Below are 20,277 nucleotides of genomic sequence, written 5' to 3'. Positions count from 1 at the left end.
TCCCTCCCTCTCGTGTCGCCAGAATCGCCTTGGAAGAGGGTGAGGGGAAGAGGTCAGAGATCGCGGACGACGAATTCGTCGCCGGGGCCCAGCAGGCCAATGGCGCCACCGCGCAACCTTGCCGCCGCGGCCGCATCCCCGCGCAGCACCGCATCCAGGAAGGTCACCGAAAGCGCCGCGGCCCGGGCGTGATAGGTGCTGTCCGCGTAGCGCCCGCCCGCCTCCTGCTCATCCGCGAAGGAGGCATGCATCGCGCCGAGCAGCACGGCCAGCGCCCCGGGATTGCGCGACTGCTCGAAGGGCACGCGCCGCGCCGGGGCGCGGATGCCCTCGATATAGCCGTGGTCCTCGCTGCCGGTGATGTGCAGCAGCGGCACCACATAGCCGCCATAAGCCAGGCGTGGCGGCATTCCGACGGCCGGGATGGGAGACAGCGCCACTCCGGCTTTGAGGCGCGGATCGGGCAGGCCGAGGCCGCGGTCGCCGCCTGGAAGGCGCTCCCCCAGCATGTGCTGCACGGTCCAGGCGCCGAAGGAATGGCCGGCGATGGCAAGGCGCGTGGAATCGGCGCGCGGCGGCAGGTGGTTGAGCGCGAACTTCACGTCCAGCAACCGGTCGAGCGCCGCCTGCACGTTCAACGCCCCGGCGGCGAGCCCGACCATGCGATCGGCACCGCCGCGCCAAAGACTGTCGTCGGAGCCAGGATGCTGGAGATGGACAGCAAGGTAACCGCCCTCCGCCAGGGCCCCGCCAAGATAGGCCAGCCCTTCGCGCGAGCCGCCGAGGCCGGGGGAAATAAGGACCGCCGGCGCGGGGCCTGCCCCGGCGGGCTCGCGGATGAGCACAGGGATGTCGCGCGCGCGGGCGGCATCGCGCCAGGTGGTACGGGATTCGGTGATTCGGGCCTCCATCGGCCGTGGTGCGGCCGAGGGCGTGCCGGCGCAGCCGGGCCCGGCGAGGAAGGGCAGCAGGGCGGGCGCTCCGAGGAGCGCCCGGCGCTTCACAGGGGGATGTCGTAGGTCCGCCAGGGGGTGAGCTTCGCGACCCGGTCGTAAACCGCTCGGGCGCGGTGGTTGTCCTCGGCGGTGATCCAACGAATGACGCTCCAGCCCTTCCGGCGGCCTTCTTCGGCAATGGCGGCGATCAGCGCGTCGGCCACGCGCTTGCCGCGCATATGGGGATCGACGAAGAGATCGTCCAGGAAGCCACCGGTGCTGGCGGAGAGTGGGCGGGCGAAGGCGCGGAAATGCGCGAGGCCGACGGCGCGGCCTTCCCCATCCTCGGCCACGAAACCATGGGTTTCATGCGTGGGGTCCTGGATCCAGGCCCAGACGCGGTCCCGCATCTCCGGCGTCTGCGTGACGCGGTAGAATTCCGCGTAGCCGGCATAGAGGCGATCCCAGTCCGCGCGGTGGCGCTGCTCGGCGGAAACGACGCGAATCTCGTTCATGGTGCGTCCTTCAGGCGGAGATCAAGGCGTCCGGCGGTCTTCAGCGCCAGGAGCAGGGAGGAGACGTGCAGCCCATGATGCATCAGGTCATCGGCCAGCCCTTCGAGCACGCGCGCGAGGGGCAAGAGCTCCACCGTGATGTCCTCTCCGGCCTCATGATGCGTGATATCTGTCAGCGTGGCGCCCAGGGCCAGCACCGTGTGCACGCGGTTGCGATGCGTGGCCGGATTGGGGCTGAATGCGCCGACATAGCGCCATTCCGCCGCGGTGTAGCCGGTTTCCTCGCGCAACTCGCGCGCGCCCGCGATGGAAGGGTCCACATCGTCCTTGTCGACACCACCGGCCGGAAGTTCCAGCAGCCAGGCGCGCACGCCGTGCCGGTACTGGCGCACCAGCACCAGCTCATCCGCCGGCGTGATCGCCACCACATGCACCCAGTCCGGATAGGAGAGGGTGTAGAAGGGGTCGAGCACGTTGCCGCGCGCATCCCGCACCGCCTCCGCCGTCACGTCGATCCAGCGATCGCGCAGCGCGGTGCGGGAGGAGAGGACCTCCCATAGCGTTTCGGTCACTCGGCAGCGACCTTGGGCGTTTCCATATAGGCCTCCAGCGGCGCGCAGGTGCAGGCGAGATTACGGTCGCCATACACATTGTCCACACGCTTCACCGGCGGCCAGTACTTCTGGCCCGCGATCCAGGGCAGCGGGAAGGCGGCCTCCTGGCGCGAATAGGGGTGCGTCCAGCTTTCCGCCGTCACCTCCTCCGCGGTGTGCGGGGCGTTCTTCAGCGGATTGTCGGCCTTGTCCGACTTGCCCTGCTCCACCGCGCGGATTTCGGCGCGGATGGAGATCATGGCATCGACGAAGCGGTCCAGCTCCTCCTGCGGCTCGCTTTCGGTGGGCTCCACCATCAGCGTGCCCGCCACCGGCCAGGACATGGTCGGCGCATGGAAGCCGTAATCCTGCAGGCGCTTGGCGATGTCCTCGACCAGCACGCCGCCACCCTGCTGGAAGCCGCGGCAATCCAGAATGCATTCATGTGCCACCATGCCCTGGCGGCCGCGATAGAGCACGGGAAAGTGGCCATCGAGGCGCTTGGCGACGTAGTTGGCATTGAGGATCGCCACCTGCGTCGCCCGCGTCAGCCCCGCGCCGCCCATCATGCGGATATAGGCATAGGAGATCGGCAGGATGCTGGCGCTGCCGAATGGCGCGGCGGAGACGGGGCCGAAGCCCGTCGCCGGCCCAGCCTCGGCCACCATGGGATGGTTCGGCAGATGCGGCGCCAGATGCGCCGCGACGCCGATCGGCCCCACGCCCGGCCCGCCGCCCCCATGCGGGATGCAGAAGGTTTTGTGCAGGTTCAGGTGGCACACATCGGCGCCGATCGCCGCCGGGCTGGTCAGGCCCAGCTGCGCGTTCATGTTCGCGCCGTCCATATAGACCTGCCCGCCCGCCGCATGGACGGAATCGCAGATCGTGCGGATGCCCTCCTCGAACACGCCATGCGTGCTGGGATAGGTGATCATCAGCGCGGAGAGGTTCGCCGCATGTTGGTCGATCTTCGCGCGCAGGTCGTCGAGATCGACATTGCCGTCGCGGTCGCAGCCCACCACCACCACGCGCATGCCCGCCATCACGGCCGAGGCCGGATTGGTGCCATGGGCGGAGGACGGGATCAGGCAGATGTCGCGATGCCCCTGCCCATTTGCCTTGTGGAAGGCGCGGATCGCCAGAAGCCCGGCATATTCGCCCTGGCTTCCCGCATTCGGCTGCAGCGACACGGCCGCGAAGCCGGTGCAGGCGCAAAGCCAGGTTTCGAGACGCTTGATCATCTCGATATAGCCCCGCGCCTGATCCACCGGGGCGAAGGGATGGATGTCGGAGAAGCCGGGGAAGGTGACCGGAATCATCTCCGCCGTGGCGTTCAGCTTCATCGTGCAGGACCCCAGCGGGATCATGCTGCGATTCAGCGCGACGTCCTTGTCCTCCAGCCGCTTCAGGTAGCGCAGCATCGCGTGCTCGGCATGATGCGCGCGGAAGACGGCGGCGGTCAGAAAGGATGAGCGGCGCGCGAGCAAGGCCGGCAGGCGCCCCGGCGCGGCCAACTCGGCCAGCCCCAGGCGCTCGCATCCCGCGGCGGCGCAGAGCGCGACATCGAGCGCGATCAGCTCCTGCCGCGTCACCGTCTCGTCCAGCGCAATGGCAACGCAACCCGCATCGACGCGGCGCAGGTTGAAGCCGGCCTTCAGCGCGGCCTCCATCAGCGCATCGGCCTTGTCGCCGGCCTCGATCGCCACCGTGTCGAAGAAGCATTCGTGGCGCAGCTTGAAGCCCGCGCGCTCCGCCGCATCGGCCAGCAGGGTCGCCAGCAGATGGGTGCGGCGGGCGATGCGGGTCAGCCCCTCCGGGCCGTGCCACACGGCATACATGCTCGCCATCACGGCCAGCAGCACCTGGGCAGTGCAGATGTTGCTCGTCGCCTTCTCGCGCCGGATGTGCTGCTCGCGCGTCTGCAGCGCGAGCCGCATGGCCGGGCGCCCGGCAGCATCGACGGACACGCCAACCAGGCGCCCCGGCATCAGCCGCTTCAGCCCGTCCTTCACGGCCATGTAAGCAGCATGCGGGCCGCCATAGCCCATGGGCACGCCGAAGCGCTGGGTGTTGCCCACCACCACATCGGCACCCATCTCGCCCGGCGGCGTCAGGATGGTCAGCGCCAGGATGTCGGCGGCCACGATGGCCAGCGCGCCGGCCGCCTGGGCGGCGGCGATGGCGGGGGCGATATCGCGCACCTCGCCCGTGGTGCCGGGATAGGAGAGCACCACCGCGAAGGGCTTCAGGGCGGCATACTCCGCCGCGTCATCCGTCACATGGATGGTGACGCCCAGCGGCTCCGCGCGTGTGCGCAGCACCGCCAATGTCTGCGGGTGCAGGTCCGGCGCCGCCACCAGCGTCATGGACTTCGTCTTGTGCGCAGCCAGGGCAAGCGCCATCGCCTCGGCGGCCGCCGTCGCCTCGTCCAGCAGCGAGGCATTCGCCACCGGCAGGCCGGTCAGGTCGCAGACCATGGTCTGGAAGTTCAGCAGCGCTTCCAGCCGGCCCTGGGCGAGTTCGGCCTGATAAGGGGTGTAGGCCGTGTACCAGCCCGGATTCTCCAGCACGTTGCGCTGGATCACCGGCGGCACATGCGTACCGTTGTAGCCGCAACCGATCAGCGACTTCACGCGCAGATTCCGCTCCGACAGCGCGCGAAGCTCCGCGATGGCGGCGGCCTCGCCCACCGGCGGCGGCAGCGCGTCCAGATGGCTGTCGCGGATGGCCGACGGCACGGTGCGCCCGGCCAGGGCTTCGAGGCTGTCCACCCCCACCACGCGCAGCATGGCGGCGACCTGGCCCTCGGAGGGCCCAATGTGTCGGGTGGCGAAGGCGGCGGTGTCCTCCAGCGCCGCGAGTTGGTCGAGCGCGCTCAATTCCCTTCCTCCGCATGCTTTGCGTAGGCGTCCGCATCCATCAGCTTGCCGATATCGGCCGCGTCGCGCGGGGTGATGGTGAAGAACCAGCCCTCGCCCATCGGGTCTCGGTTCACCAGCCCCGGATCATCGACCAAGCCGCTATTCGCCGCGGCGATGGTGCCCGCCACGGGCGCGTAGATGTCGGAAGCGGCTTTCACGCTCTCCACCACCGCCACGGCCTCGCCCGCCTCCACCGCGCGGCCCGGCTCGGGCAGCTCGACGAAGACCACGTCGCCCAGCGCGTTCTGCGCATGGTCGGAAATGCCCACCGTCGCGGTGTCGCCATCCAGGCGGACCCATTCATGGCTCGCGGCGAAACGGGTCTGGCTCATGCGGTGGCTCCTGCGGCGCGCTTGTAGCGATGGGGAACGAAGGGGGTGGAAGCGATGCGCGCGGGAATGGTCCGGCCACGCACCATCAGTTCAAGCGCCGTGCCATCGGCGGCATGGTCGCGGGCGACATACCCCATGGCGACGGGGGCATTCAGCGAAGGCCCGAAGCCGCCGCTGGTCACCTCGCCGATGGTCGTGCCGCCGATGGCGATGGGCGTATGCGCCCGGGCGGGCTGGCGCCCATCCGGCAGGATGCCGACGCGCAGGCGCTTCGGGCCGTGGTCCAGCTCCTCCCGCACACGCTCGGCACCCGGGAAGTCCCAGGCCATGCGGCGGCGCTTGCCGAGGCTGAAGGTCAGCGCGGCCTCCACCGGGGAGGTCGTCTCGTCGATATCCTGGCCATAGAGCGGCAGCCCGGCCTCCAGCCGCAGGCTGTCCCGCGCGCCAAGCCCGGCCGGGACCGCGCCCACCGCCAGCAGCGCCCGGGCCACGGCATCGGCGCTCTCGGCGGGGATGCCGATTTCGTACCCGTCCTCCCCGGTATAGCCGGAGCGGGTGACGAGGGCCGGAACGCCGGCAACAGGGGTTTCCAGCACGCCCATGAAGGACATGGCGGCGACACCCTCGGCCAGCCCGGCCAGGATCGCTTCCGCCCCCGGCCCTTGCAGCGCCAGCAGCGCGCGATCGGGCCGCGGCACCAGCGAGACGCCCGCCGGCAGGGCAGCGCCGATCGTCTGGAGGTCCACCGCCTTGCGGGAGGCGTTCAGCACCAGGAACAGCCGGTCGCCCAGGTTGGCGACCATGAAGTCGTCGATGATCCCGCCCGATTCGGTCATCAGCAGGCCGTAGCGCTGGCGGCCGGGCTTCAGAGCCTGCACTTCAGCGGGCGTCACGCGCTCCAGCGCCGCCGCGGCGCCTTCGCCCCGCAGCTCCGCCTGGCCCATATGGGAGACGTCGAACAAAGCGGCGTCGGCCCGGCAGGCCTGGTGCTCGGCAATGATGCCCGCCGGGTATTGCACCGGCATGGCGTAGCCCGCGAAGCCCACCATGCGCCCGCCCAACTCGCGGTGCAGGTCGGCCAGCGGCGTTTCCAACAGCGTTTCGGTATCGGCCACGTATCCCCCAGGGCCGCACGAAGGCAGCCGGTTCAGATCGTGGCCCCCCTCTGTCCCGGAACCTGAGAGATTCGGGAAGCGGGCTTCCCTTACTCCGTCGGTGCCATGGCCTGTTCAGGCCACGGGCTTTCCAGAGGCCCCTTCTCCGCGCGGTCCTTCTGCCTGAGCGTTTCCGGGGGCCGGTTGCGCCTTCGGCGGAGGCAGCCCGGCAGGCCGGGGCGCCCCTCTCTCCCGCGCGGTATCAGCGGGTGCGGCAGTGGTGCCCGAATGCGACGTCTGGCGCAACCACCAAGGCGCGCCGATCAGCCTGGCCGCCGGCGCGCCTGCCAGCCCGCCCCTCCAGCGCGACCGTCACCGGACGCCGCGCCGCCGGTTGGCCGCCAACTGCTCGGGCGTCAGCTGGAAGCCGAGCAGGATCGCCCTCTCCGCGGCCCGCTGCACATTGCCGGGGATGCGGACCATCATTTGCTCGCCTTGGGCGGTGCTGCGCCGCTCCCCATTCGCGAAGGTCACCTGCAGCGTGTCCGTTGCCTTGTTGAGGACGCGGCCCTCGGCCTCATCCGTCACGGCAATCATGTAGGGCAGCTCGGCCGCGCGGCCCGAGGCGGCGGGGCCGCGCTCGGCCGCCACCTGCACCACCAGCGTCACGTCCAGCCCGGTATCGCGGGGGGCATAGTCGCAGCGCGCCTGGAAGCCGGTCATCCGGGCGTCCACCTCCAATGCGCCCGGGTCCGGCGTGGCGCCGGGACGGTACCGGGTGAGGTCCACCGCCTCGGCCAGCAGCGCCACCCGGGGGCAGGGCGCCTGGGGCCGCTGCTGCAGCACGCTGCCCTCGCCACCGCAGCCGGCCAGGAGGGGCAGGGCCGCAAAGGCCAGGAGGATCGATCGGGTCACGCGGGAGCACTCCTCGCCCGGAGCCCGCGAAGCAGGAGCCCGTGAACGGTCTTGCAACGGCGTCATCGGCTACACCCTGTGCGGCCGGGCCCAGGGCAGCTAGGATCGCGCCGCCCACGGTCCGGCCGGGGGCTGTACGCGCCGGCGCCGAAGGACCAAGTGGCACGCCATGGACCAGACCGCAAACATCCCCGGGGCCGCCGTGAAGCCCATTCTCAAGGTGCTGCTGGCCGGCCCGCGCGGTTTCTGCGCAGGCGTGGACCGTGCCATCAAGATCGTGGAGCTGGCGATCCAGCGCTTCGGCGCGCCCGTCTATGTGCGGCATGAGATCGTCCACAACCGCTTCGTGGTGGAGGGGCTGGAGGCCAAGGGCGCCATCTTCGTCGAGGAGCTGGACGAGATCCCGGATGATGGCCAGCCCGTGATCTTCTCGGCCCATGGGGTGCCGAAATCCGTTCCCGCCGCTGCCCAGGCCCGCCAGATGCTGTTCCTGGACGCCACCTGCCCCCTGGTCAGCAAGGTCCATCGCGAGGCCGAGCGCCATTATTCCGGCGGCAGCCATATCCTGCTGATCGGCCATGCCGGCCATCCCGAGGTGATCGGCACCATGGGCCAGCTGCCCGAAGGTGCCGTGACGCTGGTGGAGGATGCCGAGCAGGCGGCCCTGGTGCAGCCGCCCGAGGGCCCGCTGGCCTATGCCACCCAGACCACCCTTTCCATCGACGACACCACGGCCGTGCTGGACGTGCTGCGCGCCCGCTTCCCGCATATGTCGGCCCCGGTGAAGGGGGACATCTGCTACGCGACCACCAACCGCCAGGCGGCGGTGAAGGCGATCGCCGCGCAATGTGACCTCATCGTCGTGGTGGGTGCGCCGAATTCCTCCAATTCCGTCCGGCTGCGGGAGGTGGCGGAGCGCGCCGGCTGCCCACGCGCCGTGCTGGTGCAGCGCGGGCGGGACTTCGATCCCGCCATGGCCGACGGCCTCGGCACGGTCGGCATCTCGGCCGGCGCGAGCGCGCCGGAGGTGCTGGTGGAGGAGGTTGTCGAGCGGCTGCGGGAGCGCTTCGACGTGCGGATCGAGAACCTCATCGTCGCCGAGGAAACGGTCATCTTCAATCTCCCCCGCCCCCTTCGGACCCCCTCCGCCGGCCGGCCCGTCGCCGCCGCGGAATAGACCCCAGGGAAGGGCCCGGCGCTTGCCGTTCCGCCCCGGCTGATGCATGGACCCCCGCCCCCGGGGTTTCGGAGGGGGGGTTCCATGGCCGTCTATACCGAGGTGTCCGACGAGGCGCTGCGCGCCTTCCTGTCCGGCTACGAGCTGGGCGAGCTTCTCGCCTTCCGCGGCATCGCGGAGGGGGTGGAGAACAGCAACTACGCCCTGAAGACCACCGGCGGCGACTTCATCCTGACCCTCTACGAGAAGCGCGTGGACCCGGCCGAGCTGCCCTGGTTCCTCGGGCTGATGCGGCACCTGGCGGCGCATGGCCTGGCCTGCCCCGAGCCCGTGGCGGGGCGCGACGGGGAGGCGTTGCGGGAACTCGCCGGCCGCCCCGCCGCCATCTGCACCTTCCTGCCCGGCGTCTGGCCGCGTCGCCCCTCGGTCGCGCATTGCGGCCCACTGGGCGCCGCCCTCGCCTCTCTCCACGCCGCGGGCCAGGGCTTCACGGCCGAGCGCCCCAACGCCCTCGGCCCCGATGGCTGGTCCCCCCTGCTGGAGCGCTGCCGCCCGAACGGGGACACGGTGCAGGCCGGGCTCTGCGCCGAGCTGGATGGGCATCTCGGCGACATCCTGCGGGACTGGCCACGCGATCTGCCGCGCGGCCAGATCCATGCCGACCTCTTCCCCGACAACGTCTTCTTCCTTGACGGCGAGGACCGGAAGCCGCGGGTTTCGGGCCTGATCGACTTCTACTTCGCCTGCACCGACACGCTGGCCTATGACGTGGCCATCTGCCTCAACGCCTGGTGCTTCGAGCAGGACCTGTCCTTCAACGTCACCAAGGCCCGCGCCCTCCTGGCCGGGTACAACGCCGCCCGCCCCCTGTCCGGGGCCGAGCTGGCCGCGCTGCCCGTGCTCTGCCGCGGCGCCGCGCTGCGCTTCCTGCTGACGCGCCTCTACGACTGGACCAACACCCCGCCCGGAGCCCTCGTGACCCGCAAGGATCCCCTCGAATATCTGCGCCGCCTGCGCTTCCACGCCGCCGCCGAAGGGATTTCCGCCTATGGCATCTGAGGACGGCGCCGCGGCCGAGGGACTGGTCGAGATCTGGACCGACGGTGGCTGCAAGCCCAATCCCGGCCCCGGCGGCTGGTCCGCCATCCTGCGCTTCGGCGGCCATGAGAAGGAGCTGTCGGGCTACGATCCCGCCACCACCAACAACCGCATGGAGCTGACCGCCGCCGCCTCGGCGCTCGAAGCGCTGAGAAAGCCCTGCCGCGTGGTGCTGCATACGGACAGCGAGTATGTCCGCAACGGCGTGACGCGCTGGGTCCACGGATGGGTGCGCAACAACTGGCGCAACGCGGCCAAGGATCCGGTGGCGAATTACGAGCTGTGGCAGCGTCTTCTGGCTGCCGCCAAGCCGCATCAGGTAGAATGGCGCTGGGTGCGCGGCCATGCCGGTGACGTCATGAACGAACGGGCGGACAAGCTGGCAACGGCGGCGCGGATAGGGCTGGGGAAATAGCCCCAGCCCAAGGCCGCTGGAGCATTCTCCGTTCACTGGCGCTCACGGCGAATGCTCCAGATCGACATTTGCAGAGCGGATCCACGCCCTGCAGCGATCCGCCCTAGCTCGGCGTGATGCCGGCCGCCTTCACCAGCGGCTCCCACTTCACCATTTCCGACTGAAGCCATCGCGCGGCGGTTTCCGGCGTCGTGTCGGACCGCGTCTCGATCGTCATCTCGCTGAAGCGCTGCCGGACGCGATCCTCCCGCATCACCTTGTTCACGCTCTCATTCAGCATCCGCACGATTTCCGGGGGCGTGCCGGCGGGGGCGAAGAGCATGTGCCAGGTATAGGCCTCGTATCCCGGTAGCCCCGCCTCGCCAAAGGTGGGGACATCCGGCAGCTGCGGCATCCGGCGGGCCGAGCTGATGGCCAGCCCCCTGGTCGTGCCGCGCTGCACGCTGGCCACGCCATCAGAAGCGACGTTGAGGAACATCGTCAGATTGCCGTTCAGCAGGTCCGGTATGGCCGGCGCCGAGCCGCGATAGGGGATGTGGTTGACCTTGAGGCCGCCCGCCTGGTGCAGGAATAGCTCGGTGGCCAGGTGAACCGCCCCGCCGGCGCCGGAACTGCCGTAGTCGTACTTGCCCGGGGAGGCGCGGAACAGCTCCATCAGCTCCTTGAGGGACTTGGCCGGGACGTTGTTGTTCACCATCAGCAGCATCGGGATGACGCCGACCAGGGCGACAGGCTGGAAATCGCCGACCGGATCAAAGCTCAGATTGCTGAAGAGCGGCCGCAGCACCGAATGCGCCACGGTGCTGTAGAGGAAGGTGTAGCCATCCTTCGCGGATTTCGCGACGGCCTCGGTCCCGACGACCACGCCGGAGCCAGTGCGGTTCTCGACGACGAAGCGCTGCGACAGGGTGTTGGACAATCCATCCGCCACCAGCCGCGCCGCCACATCCGTCGGCCCGCCGGCCGCGAAGGGGCAGATGAAGCGGACCGGCTGGTTCGGCCATGCGTCCCGCGCATTCGCCAGGGCCGGCGCCGCCAGGCCCAAGGAAGTGGATAGCTGCAGAAACGCACGACGCCTCACCTGGACCATTGCTTCCTCCTGCGATGCTTGATGCATCTTCGCCGGAAGTGTTCCACCGCCGCCCAGGCCGTGACAACCAATGATTCGGGCCGGGACGCGGCCGGAGCCCGTCAGCCCCCGATGACCTTCAAACAGGTCACCGGGTCGCTCAGCAGCAGCTTCCCCATGCCGGCGTAGTGGCGTTGCTGGATCTGCCTGTGCTGCGCCGCAACCGGGAGGTCGCGCAACCACCTCGGCAGTGGTGAGGCGTGATACATCACGTCGCGGCCACCCACACGCCCGTCTAGGTGCTCTGCGCGAGAAGGCCTCGTCCTTCAGCGTCCCGCTCAAAGGTGTGGCGCATTCAAACTTGGCGTGGAAGTTGTTCCCGATCACGCTGTTGGAGCCGAGCTCGCAGCCAGGGGCAGGTTCGACGGGAGCGGGCTGGCCGATGCTCTCCAGCAGCCTTCGCAACAACCACCTCCGTCCGCGACCGATACCTGGCCCGATGGCGGGTCAGCGTGCCTCGCTGCGCAAGTGCTGCTCACGCAGGAAGATGAAGAGACCCGCGCCGATGATGATGACGGCACCGGTCATGGTCAGTGGCCCGATCACCTCGCCGAAGAAGAGGTAGCCGAAGAGCATGCCCCAGAGGATCAGCGTGTACTGATACGGCACGACCACGGAAGCCGGCGCGATCCGCAGCGACTGGTTCACGCAGAGATTGCCGCCAAGCGAGCCGATGCCGAGAAAGAGCATCAGGACGAGGTCCAGGGCCCCGGGCGGCGTCCAGCCTTGGGTCAGCACCAGCGCACCGCCGAAGAGGAGGGCAGCCAGGAGCTGCGCCGTCATCAGCACCGTCCCGGGCGTGCCCGCCAGCTTGCGGGTGGCGATCAGGAAGAGGGCATAGCTGAAGCTTCCCGCCAGAGCGCAAACCGCGCCGAAGGAAAGGGAATCGGGCGAGGGATGCAGAGCCAGCACCACGCCGCCGAAGCCCACCGCCACGGCCGTCCAGCGGCGCCAGCCCACCCGCTCGCCCAGCAGGAAGGGAGAAAGGGCGGTCACGTAGATCGGGCCCGCCATGTAATAGGTTATGACCTCTGCCAGGGGCAGCTCGGTTAGGGCCCAGAAGAAGAGCGAGGTCTCCAGCGTGGAGAAGACCACGCGGAGCAGCTGCAATCCCGGGCGTGGCGCCTGAAGAAAGGCGTAGGGGCCGGCCCTGCGAATAAAGGGCGCCATGGCGCAGAGCCCGGCGATGCTGCGCACCAGCACCAGCTGCCCGACCGCGTAGGCACCCACCAGCCACTTGCCGAGCGTGTCATTGACGGCAAAGAGCAGCACGCCAAGCAGCATCATGGCGACGCCGCCGGTGGCGCCCTTGGGCATGGCGCCCAGGCGCGGGAATGCGGACACGGCGATATTCCACCCTTTGCGGCCCTTCTCGCCCGGAATGAGGGGAGCCACCCGCAGCACTAGCGAGACAGCATCCCGTTGCAAAGCCCATGATGGCGCGATCGGTGTGCCGGCATGCTTGCGCCCTACCGCTGCAAGCCGGTCGGCACCCGGCCAACTTCGTTCCGCGCCAATGTGCACCAATGGCGGCAGGTCGCAGCAATCACCATCCACTCGCGTCGCTTAGGCGATCTGCGCCACGCGTTCCTGTTCGTCACGGCGGTGGCGAGTGCGCGCTCCTACCCCGCCAGCACGACGGGGCACTTGCCGCGGGTGACGCCAGTGCAGAGCAGGTTCCGCCGAGACGGCCGACCACTCCGCCGGCACCTCCGCCATGCTGCCCATGCTCGCCCTCGGCATTCCCGGTTCCGCCACCTCGGCGGTGATGCTGGGCGGGCTGATGATCTGGGGCCTCGATCCCGGCCCCATGCTGTTCATCGAGCAGCGCGACTTCGTCTGGGGCGTGATCGCATCCATGTATCTGGGCAACGTCATCGGCGTCATCCTGGCGCTGGCGGCGGTTCCGCTCTTCGCGGCGATGCTCTCGGTCTCCTTCTCTATCATCGGGCCCATCATCGTCACCGTCTGCCTCGTCGGGGCCTATACCGTCGCCAGCTCGCCCTTCGATCTCTGGCTGGCGCTGGTGTTCGGCGCCGTGGGCTACGCGATGAACAAGCTGGACTACCCGCTCGCGCCGCTCGTCCTTGCCATGGTTATCGGCGACAAGGCCGAGGACGCCTTCCGCCAGTCCATGCGGATGTCCGGCGGCGCTTGATGTGCTCTGGTCCAACGCGCTGGTCGGAACGCTCTCCACCATCGCCCCCCTCTTCCTGCTCTGGCCCTTGGCCTCGGCGGTCATCGGCTGGCGCCGGACCAGCAAGACCATGAAGGCGGCCCAGGCGGAGTCCAGTACATGAAGATCGCCTTTCTCGGCTTGATGGGCGCGCCCATGGCGCGCAACCTCCATGCGGATCTCCACCGCGATCTGATCGCGGCTGACGGCGATCCCGATCGTTCCGCCCTGATGCTGGAATCGGAGCAGCGCAACCCGCCCCGCAAAGAGGACCGACGACTTGACCGACGACGCGAACGACTACCGCAAGCCCGGCGAGCTGCGCTCCCGCGCCTGGTTCGCCCGCCAGGACAAGATGGGCTTCTACTACCGATCCTGGCTGCGCAACCGCGGCCTGCCGAACGACCAGTTTGATGGCCGCCCGGTCATCGGCATCTGCAATACCTGGTCCGAGCTGACGCCTTGCAACGGCCATTTCCGCACCATCGCAGAGCATGTGCGCTACGGCATTCTTGAGGCCGGCGGCTACCCCTTGGAATTCCCCGTGCTGAGCCTGGGCGAGACGCAGATGCGCCCGACGGCCATGCTCTACCGCAATCTCGCCTCCATGGATGTCGAGGAGGCGCTGCGCGCCAACCCGCTGGACGGCGTGGTGCTGCTGATGGGCTGCGACAAGACCACACCCGCCCTGCTGATGGGTGCGGCGAGCGTCGATCTGCCCACCATCGGGGTTTCGGGCGGGCCGATGCTGAGCGGCCATTACCGCGGGCAGAAGATCGGCTCCGGCACCAACACCATCTCCATGAGCGAGCAGCTCCGCGCCGGCGAGATCACGCTGCGCGAGTTCCACGAGGCCGAGGGCGCCATGTCGCGCTCCGCCGGCAGCTGCATGACCATGGGCACCGCCTCCACCATGGCTTCGATGGTCGAGGCGCTGGGCGTCGGCCTGCCCGGCAATGCCGCGATCCCCGCTCCCGATGCCCGCCGCAATGAGCTGGCCCGCCTCGCCGGCCGCCGCATCGTGGAGATGGTGCGCGAGGACCTGCGCCTCTCGGGGCTGCTGACCCGCCAGGCCTTCGAGAACGCGATCCGCACGCTGGCCGCCATCGGCGGTTCCACCAACGCCGTGGTGCACCTGCTGGCCATCGCCGGGCGGCTCGGCGTCCCGCTCGAGCTGGAGGATTTCGACCGACTGGCGAGCGAGGTGAACTGCCTTGTGAATCTCCGCCCCTCCGGCGAGCATCTCATGGAAGATTTCTACTACGCCGGGGGCCTGCCCGTGGTGCTGCGGGACCTGGTGGAGCGGAACCTCCTCCACCGCGACGTCATCACCGCCAACGGCCGGACGCTCGCCGAGAACGTGGCCGACGCCCAGTGCTGGAACCGCGACGTCATCCATTCCTACGAAGCCCCGTTCAAGCCGCAGGCTGGCATCGCGATCCTGCGCGGCAACCTTTGCCCCGACGGCGCGGTGATCAAGCCCTCCGCCGCTTCGCCGCACCTGCTGCAGCATACCGGCCGCGCCGTGGTGTTCGAGAGCATCGAGGACCTGCACGCCCGCATCAATGACGAGGATCTCGACATCGACGAGACCTGCATCATGGTGCTGAAGTATTGTGGCCCGAAGGGCTATCCCGGCATGGCGGAGGTGGGAAACATGCCCCTGCCACCCAAGCTTCTGCGCCAGGGCGTGCGCGACATGATCCGGATCTCCGACGCCCGCATGTCCGGCACCGCCTACGGCACCGTCGTGCTGCATGTGGCGCCGGAGGCTATGGCCGGCGGTAACCTGGCCCTGGTGCAGAACGGTGACACCATCGCCCTGGACGTTCCAGCGCGCAGCCTGCACCTGCATGTTGACGAGGCCGAGCTGACCGCCCGCCGCGCCGCATGGGTGCCGCCGCCAACCCCGCTGGCCGAGCGCGGCTATACCCGCATGTATGTCCAGCACGTGCTGCAGGCGGACAAGGGCGTGGACCTCGACTTCCTCGTCGGCAACAGCGGCTCGCCCGTTGCGCGCGACAACCACTGAACGAACTGCCTAGACTAACCAAAGGCCGAAAAGGCCGCCGCGCCCACAACGGGCGCATGTCACGGAAACGACCAGGAAAGGAAAAGGAACATGTTCACCCTGCACCGGCGCGCCCTCCTGGGCGCGTCGCTCGCCGCGCCCTTCCTCGCGGGCCGGGCGCTGGCCCAGGCGACCCGTCTGCGCTTCGCCCACCCCCATCCCGATTCGGACAGTTGGAACGCCGCCGCGAAGCTCTTCGCCGATCAGCTGCGCGATCGCACCAATGGCGCCCTGACGGTGCAGGTCTTTGGCAACGGTGCGCTCGGCAGCGATCCCACGATCATCTCGGCGGCCCGCGGCGGCACGCTGGATATCGTGCTGACCGGCAATCCCTTCTTCACGGGTCTGGCGCCAAAGCTGAACGCGCTCGATCTTCCCTTCCTCTTCCGTGATCGCCGCCACGTCGCGGCGGTGCTCGACGGCGAGATCGGCCGGACCCTGATCGGCGAGCTTGAGCCGCACGGGCTGGTTGGGCTGGGCTTCTGGGACATCGGCTTCCGCAACATCACGAATTCCCGCCGCCCGGTGAACGAGGCGGCCGACCTGCGTGGGCTGAAGATCCGCACCACCCCCAATCCCGCCCATATCAAGGCCTTCCAGCTCCTCGGCGCCAACCCGCTGCCCATGCCCTTCACCGAGCTGTTCACGGCCATGGAGACGCGCGCGGTGGACGGGCAGGAGAACCCGACCACGCTGATTCGCAATGCGCGCTTCTACGAGGTGCAGAGGCATCTCAGCCTGACCCGCCACGCCTACACCGCCGGGATTCTGGCGATGAGCAAGCGGCGCTACGAATCCCTCTCGCCCGCACATCGCGAGGCGGTGATGGCTGCCGCCGCTGCCATTGGCCCGCAGCAACGGCAGATGAACGAGGAGGCAGATGCGGAGGCTCTGGCGGACTTGAAGAAGCACGGGATGGTCACGGTGGAGGCGCCGAATCGCGACAGCCTGGCGGCCCTGGTGGCCGAGCCGGTACGGCACGACTATGTCGAGCGCTTCGGCTCAGCCCTTCCGGACGCGATCGCCGGCAGCGCGGGCTGAGGGTCGGGCGATGCGCGTCGTCGATCTCAGCATGCCTGTCGCGCCCCATTTCCGCTGGCGCACCCAGCTTTCCATCACGGGCGATATCGCGGCCGGCGACCAGTTCCGCGTCTCGCGGCTGGACACGACCTGCCACGGCTTCACCCATGTGGATGCCCAGGCCCATATCCTCGCAGATGCACCAACCATCGAGGCCACGCCGCTGGACCGCGTCGTCGGAGCCTGCCGGGTGCTGCGGCTGGAGGGTGTGGCGCCAGAAGAGGAGATCGGACCAGACCGTCTCGCTGCCGCGGATCCCGGCGGCACGGAAGGGGAAATCCTGCTTCTTGCCTCCGGCTGGGACCGGCAGCGTGACAGCACCAAGGCCGAGTTCTGGCGCCATGCACCTTGGCTGAACCGAGCCGCGGCCGAGTGGCTCGCCTCCCGCAGGCCGTCGGCCGTTGCCTTCGACTTTCCGCAGGATTACCCAATCCGGCTGCTGCTGGATCAGATCGAAGTGCCCTTCGACCAGCATGTGACCCATGACGTGCTGCTCCGTTCGGGCGTGACGCTGATCGAGTACCTCGTGAACACCTCGGCGCTGCGCGAGCCGCGCTGCCTTCTCTCCGCGGCGCCCATCAAGATCCCGGGCGCGGACGGGGCCCCGGCGCGGGTGCACGCGGTCGAGGGTCTGAGGGTATGAGGCAGGCGGTGGACCGCGCCTTCGCAGTGGTGGAAGCGATGCTGGCCCTGGCCATGGCGGCGATGGTCGTCATGGTCTTCGGAAATGTCGTGATGCGCTATCTGCTCGACAGCGGCATCATGATCAGCGAGGAGATGTCGCGCTTTCTTTTCCTCTGGCTGACCTTCATCGGGGCCGTGGTGGTGCTGCGGCGTGGTGGCCATCTCGGCTTCAGCACCGTGGTGAAGGCGCTGCCACATGGCGGCCGGCTGCTCTGCCGGGCGCTGTCCGGGTCCCTGACCTTGCTGGTCTGCCTCGTCTTCCTTTGGGGAGCCTGGCCGCTGGTGCAGGTCAACATGGACAACCTCTCACCGGTTTCCGGCCTTCCACTGGGCTGGGCCTACGCCTCCGCGCTGCTTTCCGGCATCGGGCTCTGCCTGCTTGGGCTGGCGGATCTCGTCCTGGCATTGCGTGGGGAGGAGCCGGCCGCTCCGGCGGAGCCGATGGGGGAAGCCGGCGCGTGACGCTGCTCCTCTTCGCGGGCGTGCTGCTCGGCGCCATGGCGCTCGGCATGCCCATCGCCTTCGCCCTGATGCTCTCCTCCCTCGCGCTGATGCTGCACCTAGATGGCATCGACGCGCAGGCCATGGCGCTGCAGATGATCAACGGCGCGGACAGCTTCGCCCTGCTGGCCGTGCCCTTCTTCATCCTGGCGGGCGAGGCGATGACCGCGGGCGGCCTCTCCCGCCGCCTGGTCCAGCTTGGCATGGCCCTGTTGGGCCATGTGCGTGGCGGGCTTGGCTACGTTGCCGTGGTAGCGGCGATCTTCCTTGCCTCCGTCTCCGGCTCGGCCGTGGCGGATACCGCAGCGCTGGGCGCGATCCTGATCCCGATGATGCGGCGCGCCGGCTACGACGTGCCCCGTGCGGCAGGGCTCATGGCCGCGGGCGGCATCATTGCCCCGGTAATTCCGCCGTCCATCGGCTACATCGTCTTCGGCGTCGCCTCGAACGTCTCGATCACAGCGCTCTTCCTCGCCGGCATCGTCCCAGGCCTGCTGATGGGTCTCGCGCTCGCCGTCACCTGGTGGTTCTGCGCCCGGTCCGAGAAGGCGACCATGCTGCCCCGGGCTTCCTGGGCGGAGCGCGGCCGCGCACTGCGCGACGCATTGCTGGCCCTCATGCTGCCGGTGATCATCGTCGGCGGGCTGCGCTTCGGTATTTTCACCCCAACCGAGGCGGCGGTGGTCGCCGCCGTGTATGCGCTGTTCATCGGCATGGCGGTGTACCGGGAACTGCACTGGCGCGACGTCCCGGAGGTGCTGCTGGCCGCGGTCCGAACCTCGGCGGCAGTGATGTTCCTCGTCGCCGCGGCCGCCGTCTCCGGCTACATGATCACCATCGCCGACGTGCCCTCCGAGGTTCAGGCGCTGCTGGAGCCGTTTGCCGGTGACCCGCGCCTGTTGATGCTCGCCATCATGGTGCTGGTCGTCATCGTCGGCACGGCGCTGGACTTCGTGCCCACCATCCTGATCCTCACGCCCGTGCTGATGCCGGTGGTGCGCTCCGCCGGCATCGATCCAGTCTATTTCGGCGTGCTGTTTATCATGAACAACGCCATCGGCCTGCTCACCCCGCCGATCGGGTCGGTGCTGAACGTGGTCTGCGCCGTGGCCAGGGTGGAAATGGGCCCGGTGATGCGCGGCGTGATGCCCTTCCTGGCCGCGCAGCTCGCTGTGCTCTTCCTGCTGGTTCTCTTCCCGCAGGTCGTCACCGTACCGCTGTCCTGGTTCCGCTGACCCCGCTCCCGCTGCAAGGACCCCGATGAACTACGAGATCCTGTTCCGCGACCTCGGCGACCGCCGGATCCGCTTTGCCCTGACGGGGGCCAAGGGAGGCTTCTCCCGTACCCTGCTGGGGCAGGTTCCGGCCATTCCCTGGCTGGAAGCCACTGTTCTCTGTGACCTGGACCCGGAGGGCGTTCTGGCCCTGCTGCGGGAACTGCGCCTCCCCAGTGGCGCTGCCGTGATCTGCGAGGACGCGGAGGCGGCGCGCTCCGCCGCTGCCGCGGGGCGGATAGCGGTGGTGCGCGACCACGCGCTGCTGGCGGAAGTGCCGCACGACATCGTGGTGGAGGCCACCGGCCAGCCCGAGACCGGCGCCCGCATCGCACTGAACGCCATCGAGCGGGGCGCCCATGTCGCAATGGTCAGCAAGGAGGTGGATTCGGTTGTCGGGCCGCATCTGAACCGCCTCGCGGCCGATCGGGGCCTGGTCTACACCACCGCCGATGGCGACCAGCCTGCCAACCTCATCGGTCTCGTCACCTGGGCGCGGCTGCTCGGGCTCGAGGTGGTCGCGGCGGGCAAGTCCAGCGAGTACGACTTCGTCTTCGATCCCGCCACGGGCCGTGTCACCTGGACCGACCGGCAATGCGACGCGCCCGGCCTCGCGGATCTCTGGAGCCTGGGCGAAGATGTGGCCGCCACCCTCTCACGCCGCTCCGAGGTCCTGGCGGCGCTCCCCCAGAGCGCGACGCCAGACTATTGCGAGATGAACGTCGTCGCGAACTCCACCGGGCTGATCCCCTCGCGTGATGCGCTGAACTACCCGTTCTGCCGTATCACCGAACTGGCGGACATCTTCGTCCCACGGGAGAACGGCGGCCTGCTGGACCGCACGGGCGTGGTGGACGTGTTCAACCTGCTCCGCCGCCCGGATGAGATGAGTTTCGGCGGCGGCGTCTTCGTCATCGTCCGCTGCATAGACGCGGCCACCTGGGAGCTGCTGCGCGGCAAGGGACACGTGGTCTCGCGCGATGGCCGCCACGCCTGCATCTTCCTCCCCTATCACCTGATGGGTGTGGAGACGCCGCTCTCCCTGCTCTCCGCCGTGCTGCATGGCCGCGCCTCGGGCAGCGACACGCAGCGCGTGCATGCTGTGATGGTGGCCCGCGCCGATCGCGACTTCCGCGCAGGCGAGGTGCTGCACATGGGCGGCCATCACCATGTCATGGAGGATTGCACCGCGCTCCTCCTTCCCGTGAAGGAGGCTGCCGGCCTCGCACCATTCTATCTTGCGGCCAACAAGCCCCTGCGCGCCGATGTGCCGCGCGGCAGCCTGATCGCGGAGGAGGCGGTGGATCTCGACGGATCGCTGCTGCAGGCGCTGCGCCGCGATACGCTCGTTCCTGCCGTCTGAACCG

At 69.1% G+C, this 20,277-nt stretch carries 20 protein-coding genes and 2 riboswitches; of the genes, 11 read left to right on the top strand and 9 right to left on the bottom strand.

Annotated features, from left to right (window positions below; genetic code table 11):
* Nucleotides 1–53: 53 nt before the first annotated feature.
* From GSE44_RS14665 to GSE44_RS14635, 7 genes are all read right to left on the bottom strand, one after another.
* Nucleotides 54–1,004 carry an alpha/beta hydrolase family protein gene (locus GSE44_RS14665; protein ID WP_201306074.1) on the bottom strand — a complete coding sequence of 317 codons (951 nt, stop codon included), beginning with the start codon at nt 1,002–1,004 and terminating at the stop codon, nt 54–56.
* Entirely contained in the window at nt 1,001–1,450 is a 450-nt protein-coding gene (locus GSE44_RS14660; protein WP_159349576.1) for a GNAT family N-acetyltransferase, read from the bottom strand. The genes GSE44_RS14665 and GSE44_RS14660 overlap by 4 nt, the downstream gene beginning before the upstream one ends.
* On the bottom strand, nt 1,447–2,022 hold the full coding sequence (locus GSE44_RS14655) for an NUDIX hydrolase (protein ID WP_159349575.1): 576 nt from the start codon (nt 2,020–2,022) through the stop codon (nt 1,447–1,449). The genes GSE44_RS14660 and GSE44_RS14655 overlap by 4 nt, the downstream gene beginning before the upstream one ends.
* Nucleotides 2,019–4,922 (bottom strand): aminomethyl-transferring glycine dehydrogenase, encoded by a 2,904-nt coding sequence (gene gcvP, locus GSE44_RS14650; protein WP_159349574.1) that lies wholly within the window; start codon nt 4,920–4,922, stop codon nt 2,019–2,021. Before gcvP ends, GSE44_RS14655 begins: the two co-directional genes overlap by 4 nt.
* Nucleotides 4,919–5,296: a glycine cleavage system protein GcvH gene (gcvH, locus tag GSE44_RS14645; RefSeq protein ID WP_159349573.1), complete on the bottom strand. Its 378-nt coding sequence runs from the start codon at nt 5,294–5,296 to the stop codon at nt 4,919–4,921. The genes gcvP and gcvH overlap by 4 nt, the downstream gene beginning before the upstream one ends.
* Complete coding sequence (gene gcvT / locus GSE44_RS14640; protein WP_235924831.1) at nt 5,293–6,411, bottom strand: glycine cleavage system aminomethyltransferase GcvT; 1,119 nt, start codon at nt 6,409–6,411, stop codon at nt 5,293–5,295. Before gcvT ends, gcvH begins: the two co-directional genes overlap by 4 nt.
* Nucleotides 6,412–6,458: 47 nt before the next feature.
* Nucleotides 6,459–6,548: riboswitch (glycine riboswitch) on the bottom strand.
* A gap of 3 nt (nt 6,549–6,551) precedes the next feature.
* A riboswitch (glycine riboswitch) is annotated at nt 6,552–6,655 on the bottom strand.
* A gap of 107 nt (nt 6,656–6,762) precedes the next feature.
* The gene (locus tag GSE44_RS14635; protein WP_159349572.1) at nt 6,763–7,305 is read right to left on the bottom strand and encodes a hypothetical protein; all 543 of its coding nucleotides are present in this window, start codon (nt 7,303–7,305) and stop codon (nt 6,763–6,765) included.
* Between the two features lie 169 nt (nt 7,306–7,474).
* Between GSE44_RS14635 and ispH the strand changes: the two genes are divergently transcribed.
* The 3 genes from ispH (at nt 7,475) to rnhA (ending at nt 9,995) form a co-directional block, all read left to right on the top strand.
* Entirely contained in the window at nt 7,475–8,482 is a 1,008-nt protein-coding gene (gene ispH, locus GSE44_RS14630; protein WP_159349571.1) for a 4-hydroxy-3-methylbut-2-enyl diphosphate reductase, read from the top strand.
* Nucleotides 8,483–8,566: 84 nt separating this feature from the next.
* Nucleotides 8,567–9,541, top strand: coding sequence for a homoserine kinase (locus tag GSE44_RS14625; protein WP_159349570.1), 975 nt, complete (start codon nt 8,567–8,569; stop codon nt 9,539–9,541).
* Nucleotides 9,531–9,995, top strand: coding sequence for a ribonuclease HI (rnhA, locus tag GSE44_RS14620; RefSeq protein ID WP_159349569.1), 465 nt, complete (start codon nt 9,531–9,533; stop codon nt 9,993–9,995). Before GSE44_RS14625 ends, rnhA begins: the two co-directional genes overlap by 11 nt.
* A gap of 103 nt (nt 9,996–10,098) precedes the next feature.
* On the opposite strand, the gene GSE44_RS14615 is transcribed toward rnhA, so the two are convergent.
* Together GSE44_RS14615 and GSE44_RS14610 are read right to left on the bottom strand one after the other, a co-directional pair.
* Complete coding sequence (locus GSE44_RS14615) at nt 10,099–11,085, bottom strand: Bug family tripartite tricarboxylate transporter substrate binding protein (RefSeq protein WP_235924829.1); 987 nt, start codon at nt 11,083–11,085, stop codon at nt 10,099–10,101.
* A gap of 486 nt (nt 11,086–11,571) precedes the next feature.
* Nucleotides 11,572–12,468, bottom strand: coding sequence for a DMT family transporter (locus GSE44_RS14610; RefSeq protein WP_235924828.1), 897 nt, complete (start codon nt 12,466–12,468; stop codon nt 11,572–11,574).
* 373 nt (nt 12,469–12,841) lie between these two features.
* Between GSE44_RS14610 and GSE44_RS14605 the strand changes: the two genes are divergently transcribed.
* The 8 genes from GSE44_RS14605 (at nt 12,842) to GSE44_RS14575 (ending at nt 20,273) form a co-directional block, all read left to right on the top strand.
* Nucleotides 12,842–13,282: a tripartite tricarboxylate transporter permease gene (locus GSE44_RS14605; protein WP_235924826.1), complete on the top strand. Its 441-nt coding sequence runs from the start codon at nt 12,842–12,844 to the stop codon at nt 13,280–13,282.
* Between the two features lies 1 nt (nt 13,283).
* Nucleotides 13,284–13,424, top strand: coding sequence for a hypothetical protein (locus tag GSE44_RS26780; protein ID WP_235924824.1), 141 nt, complete (start codon nt 13,284–13,286; stop codon nt 13,422–13,424).
* Between the two features lie 156 nt (nt 13,425–13,580).
* The gene (locus tag GSE44_RS14600) at nt 13,581–15,332 is read left to right on the top strand and encodes an IlvD/Edd family dehydratase (protein ID WP_159349567.1); all 1,752 of its coding nucleotides are present in this window, start codon (nt 13,581–13,583) and stop codon (nt 15,330–15,332) included.
* 90 nt (nt 15,333–15,422) lie between these two features.
* On the top strand, nt 15,423–16,412 hold the full coding sequence (locus GSE44_RS14595; protein ID WP_159349566.1) for a TRAP transporter substrate-binding protein: 990 nt from the start codon (nt 15,423–15,425) through the stop codon (nt 16,410–16,412).
* A gap of 10 nt (nt 16,413–16,422) precedes the next feature.
* Nucleotides 16,423–17,094 carry a cyclase family protein gene (locus tag GSE44_RS14590; protein ID WP_159349565.1) on the top strand — a complete coding sequence of 224 codons (672 nt, stop codon included), beginning with the start codon at nt 16,423–16,425 and terminating at the stop codon, nt 17,092–17,094.
* The gene (locus GSE44_RS14585; RefSeq protein WP_159349564.1) at nt 17,091–17,597 is read left to right on the top strand and encodes a TRAP transporter small permease; all 507 of its coding nucleotides are present in this window, start codon (nt 17,091–17,093) and stop codon (nt 17,595–17,597) included. Before GSE44_RS14590 ends, GSE44_RS14585 begins: the two co-directional genes overlap by 4 nt.
* On the top strand, nt 17,594–18,871 hold the full coding sequence (locus GSE44_RS14580) for a TRAP transporter large permease (protein WP_159349563.1): 1,278 nt from the start codon (nt 17,594–17,596) through the stop codon (nt 18,869–18,871). The genes GSE44_RS14585 and GSE44_RS14580 overlap by 4 nt, the downstream gene beginning before the upstream one ends.
* 25 nt (nt 18,872–18,896) lie before the next feature.
* On the top strand, nt 18,897–20,273 hold the full coding sequence (locus GSE44_RS14575; protein WP_159349562.1) for an NAD(P)H-dependent oxidoreductase: 1,377 nt from the start codon (nt 18,897–18,899) through the stop codon (nt 20,271–20,273).
* Nucleotides 20,274–20,277 lie beyond the last annotated feature (4 nt).

Source organism: Muricoccus harenae (genome assembly GCF_009848505.1).
In the GTDB taxonomy this organism is placed as follows: Bacteria; Pseudomonadota; Alphaproteobacteria; order Acetobacterales; family Acetobacteraceae; genus Roseomonas; species Roseomonas harenae.
Note: the sequence above shows the minus strand (reverse complement) of the source record. Positions and strands in the feature narration are given on the sequence as shown.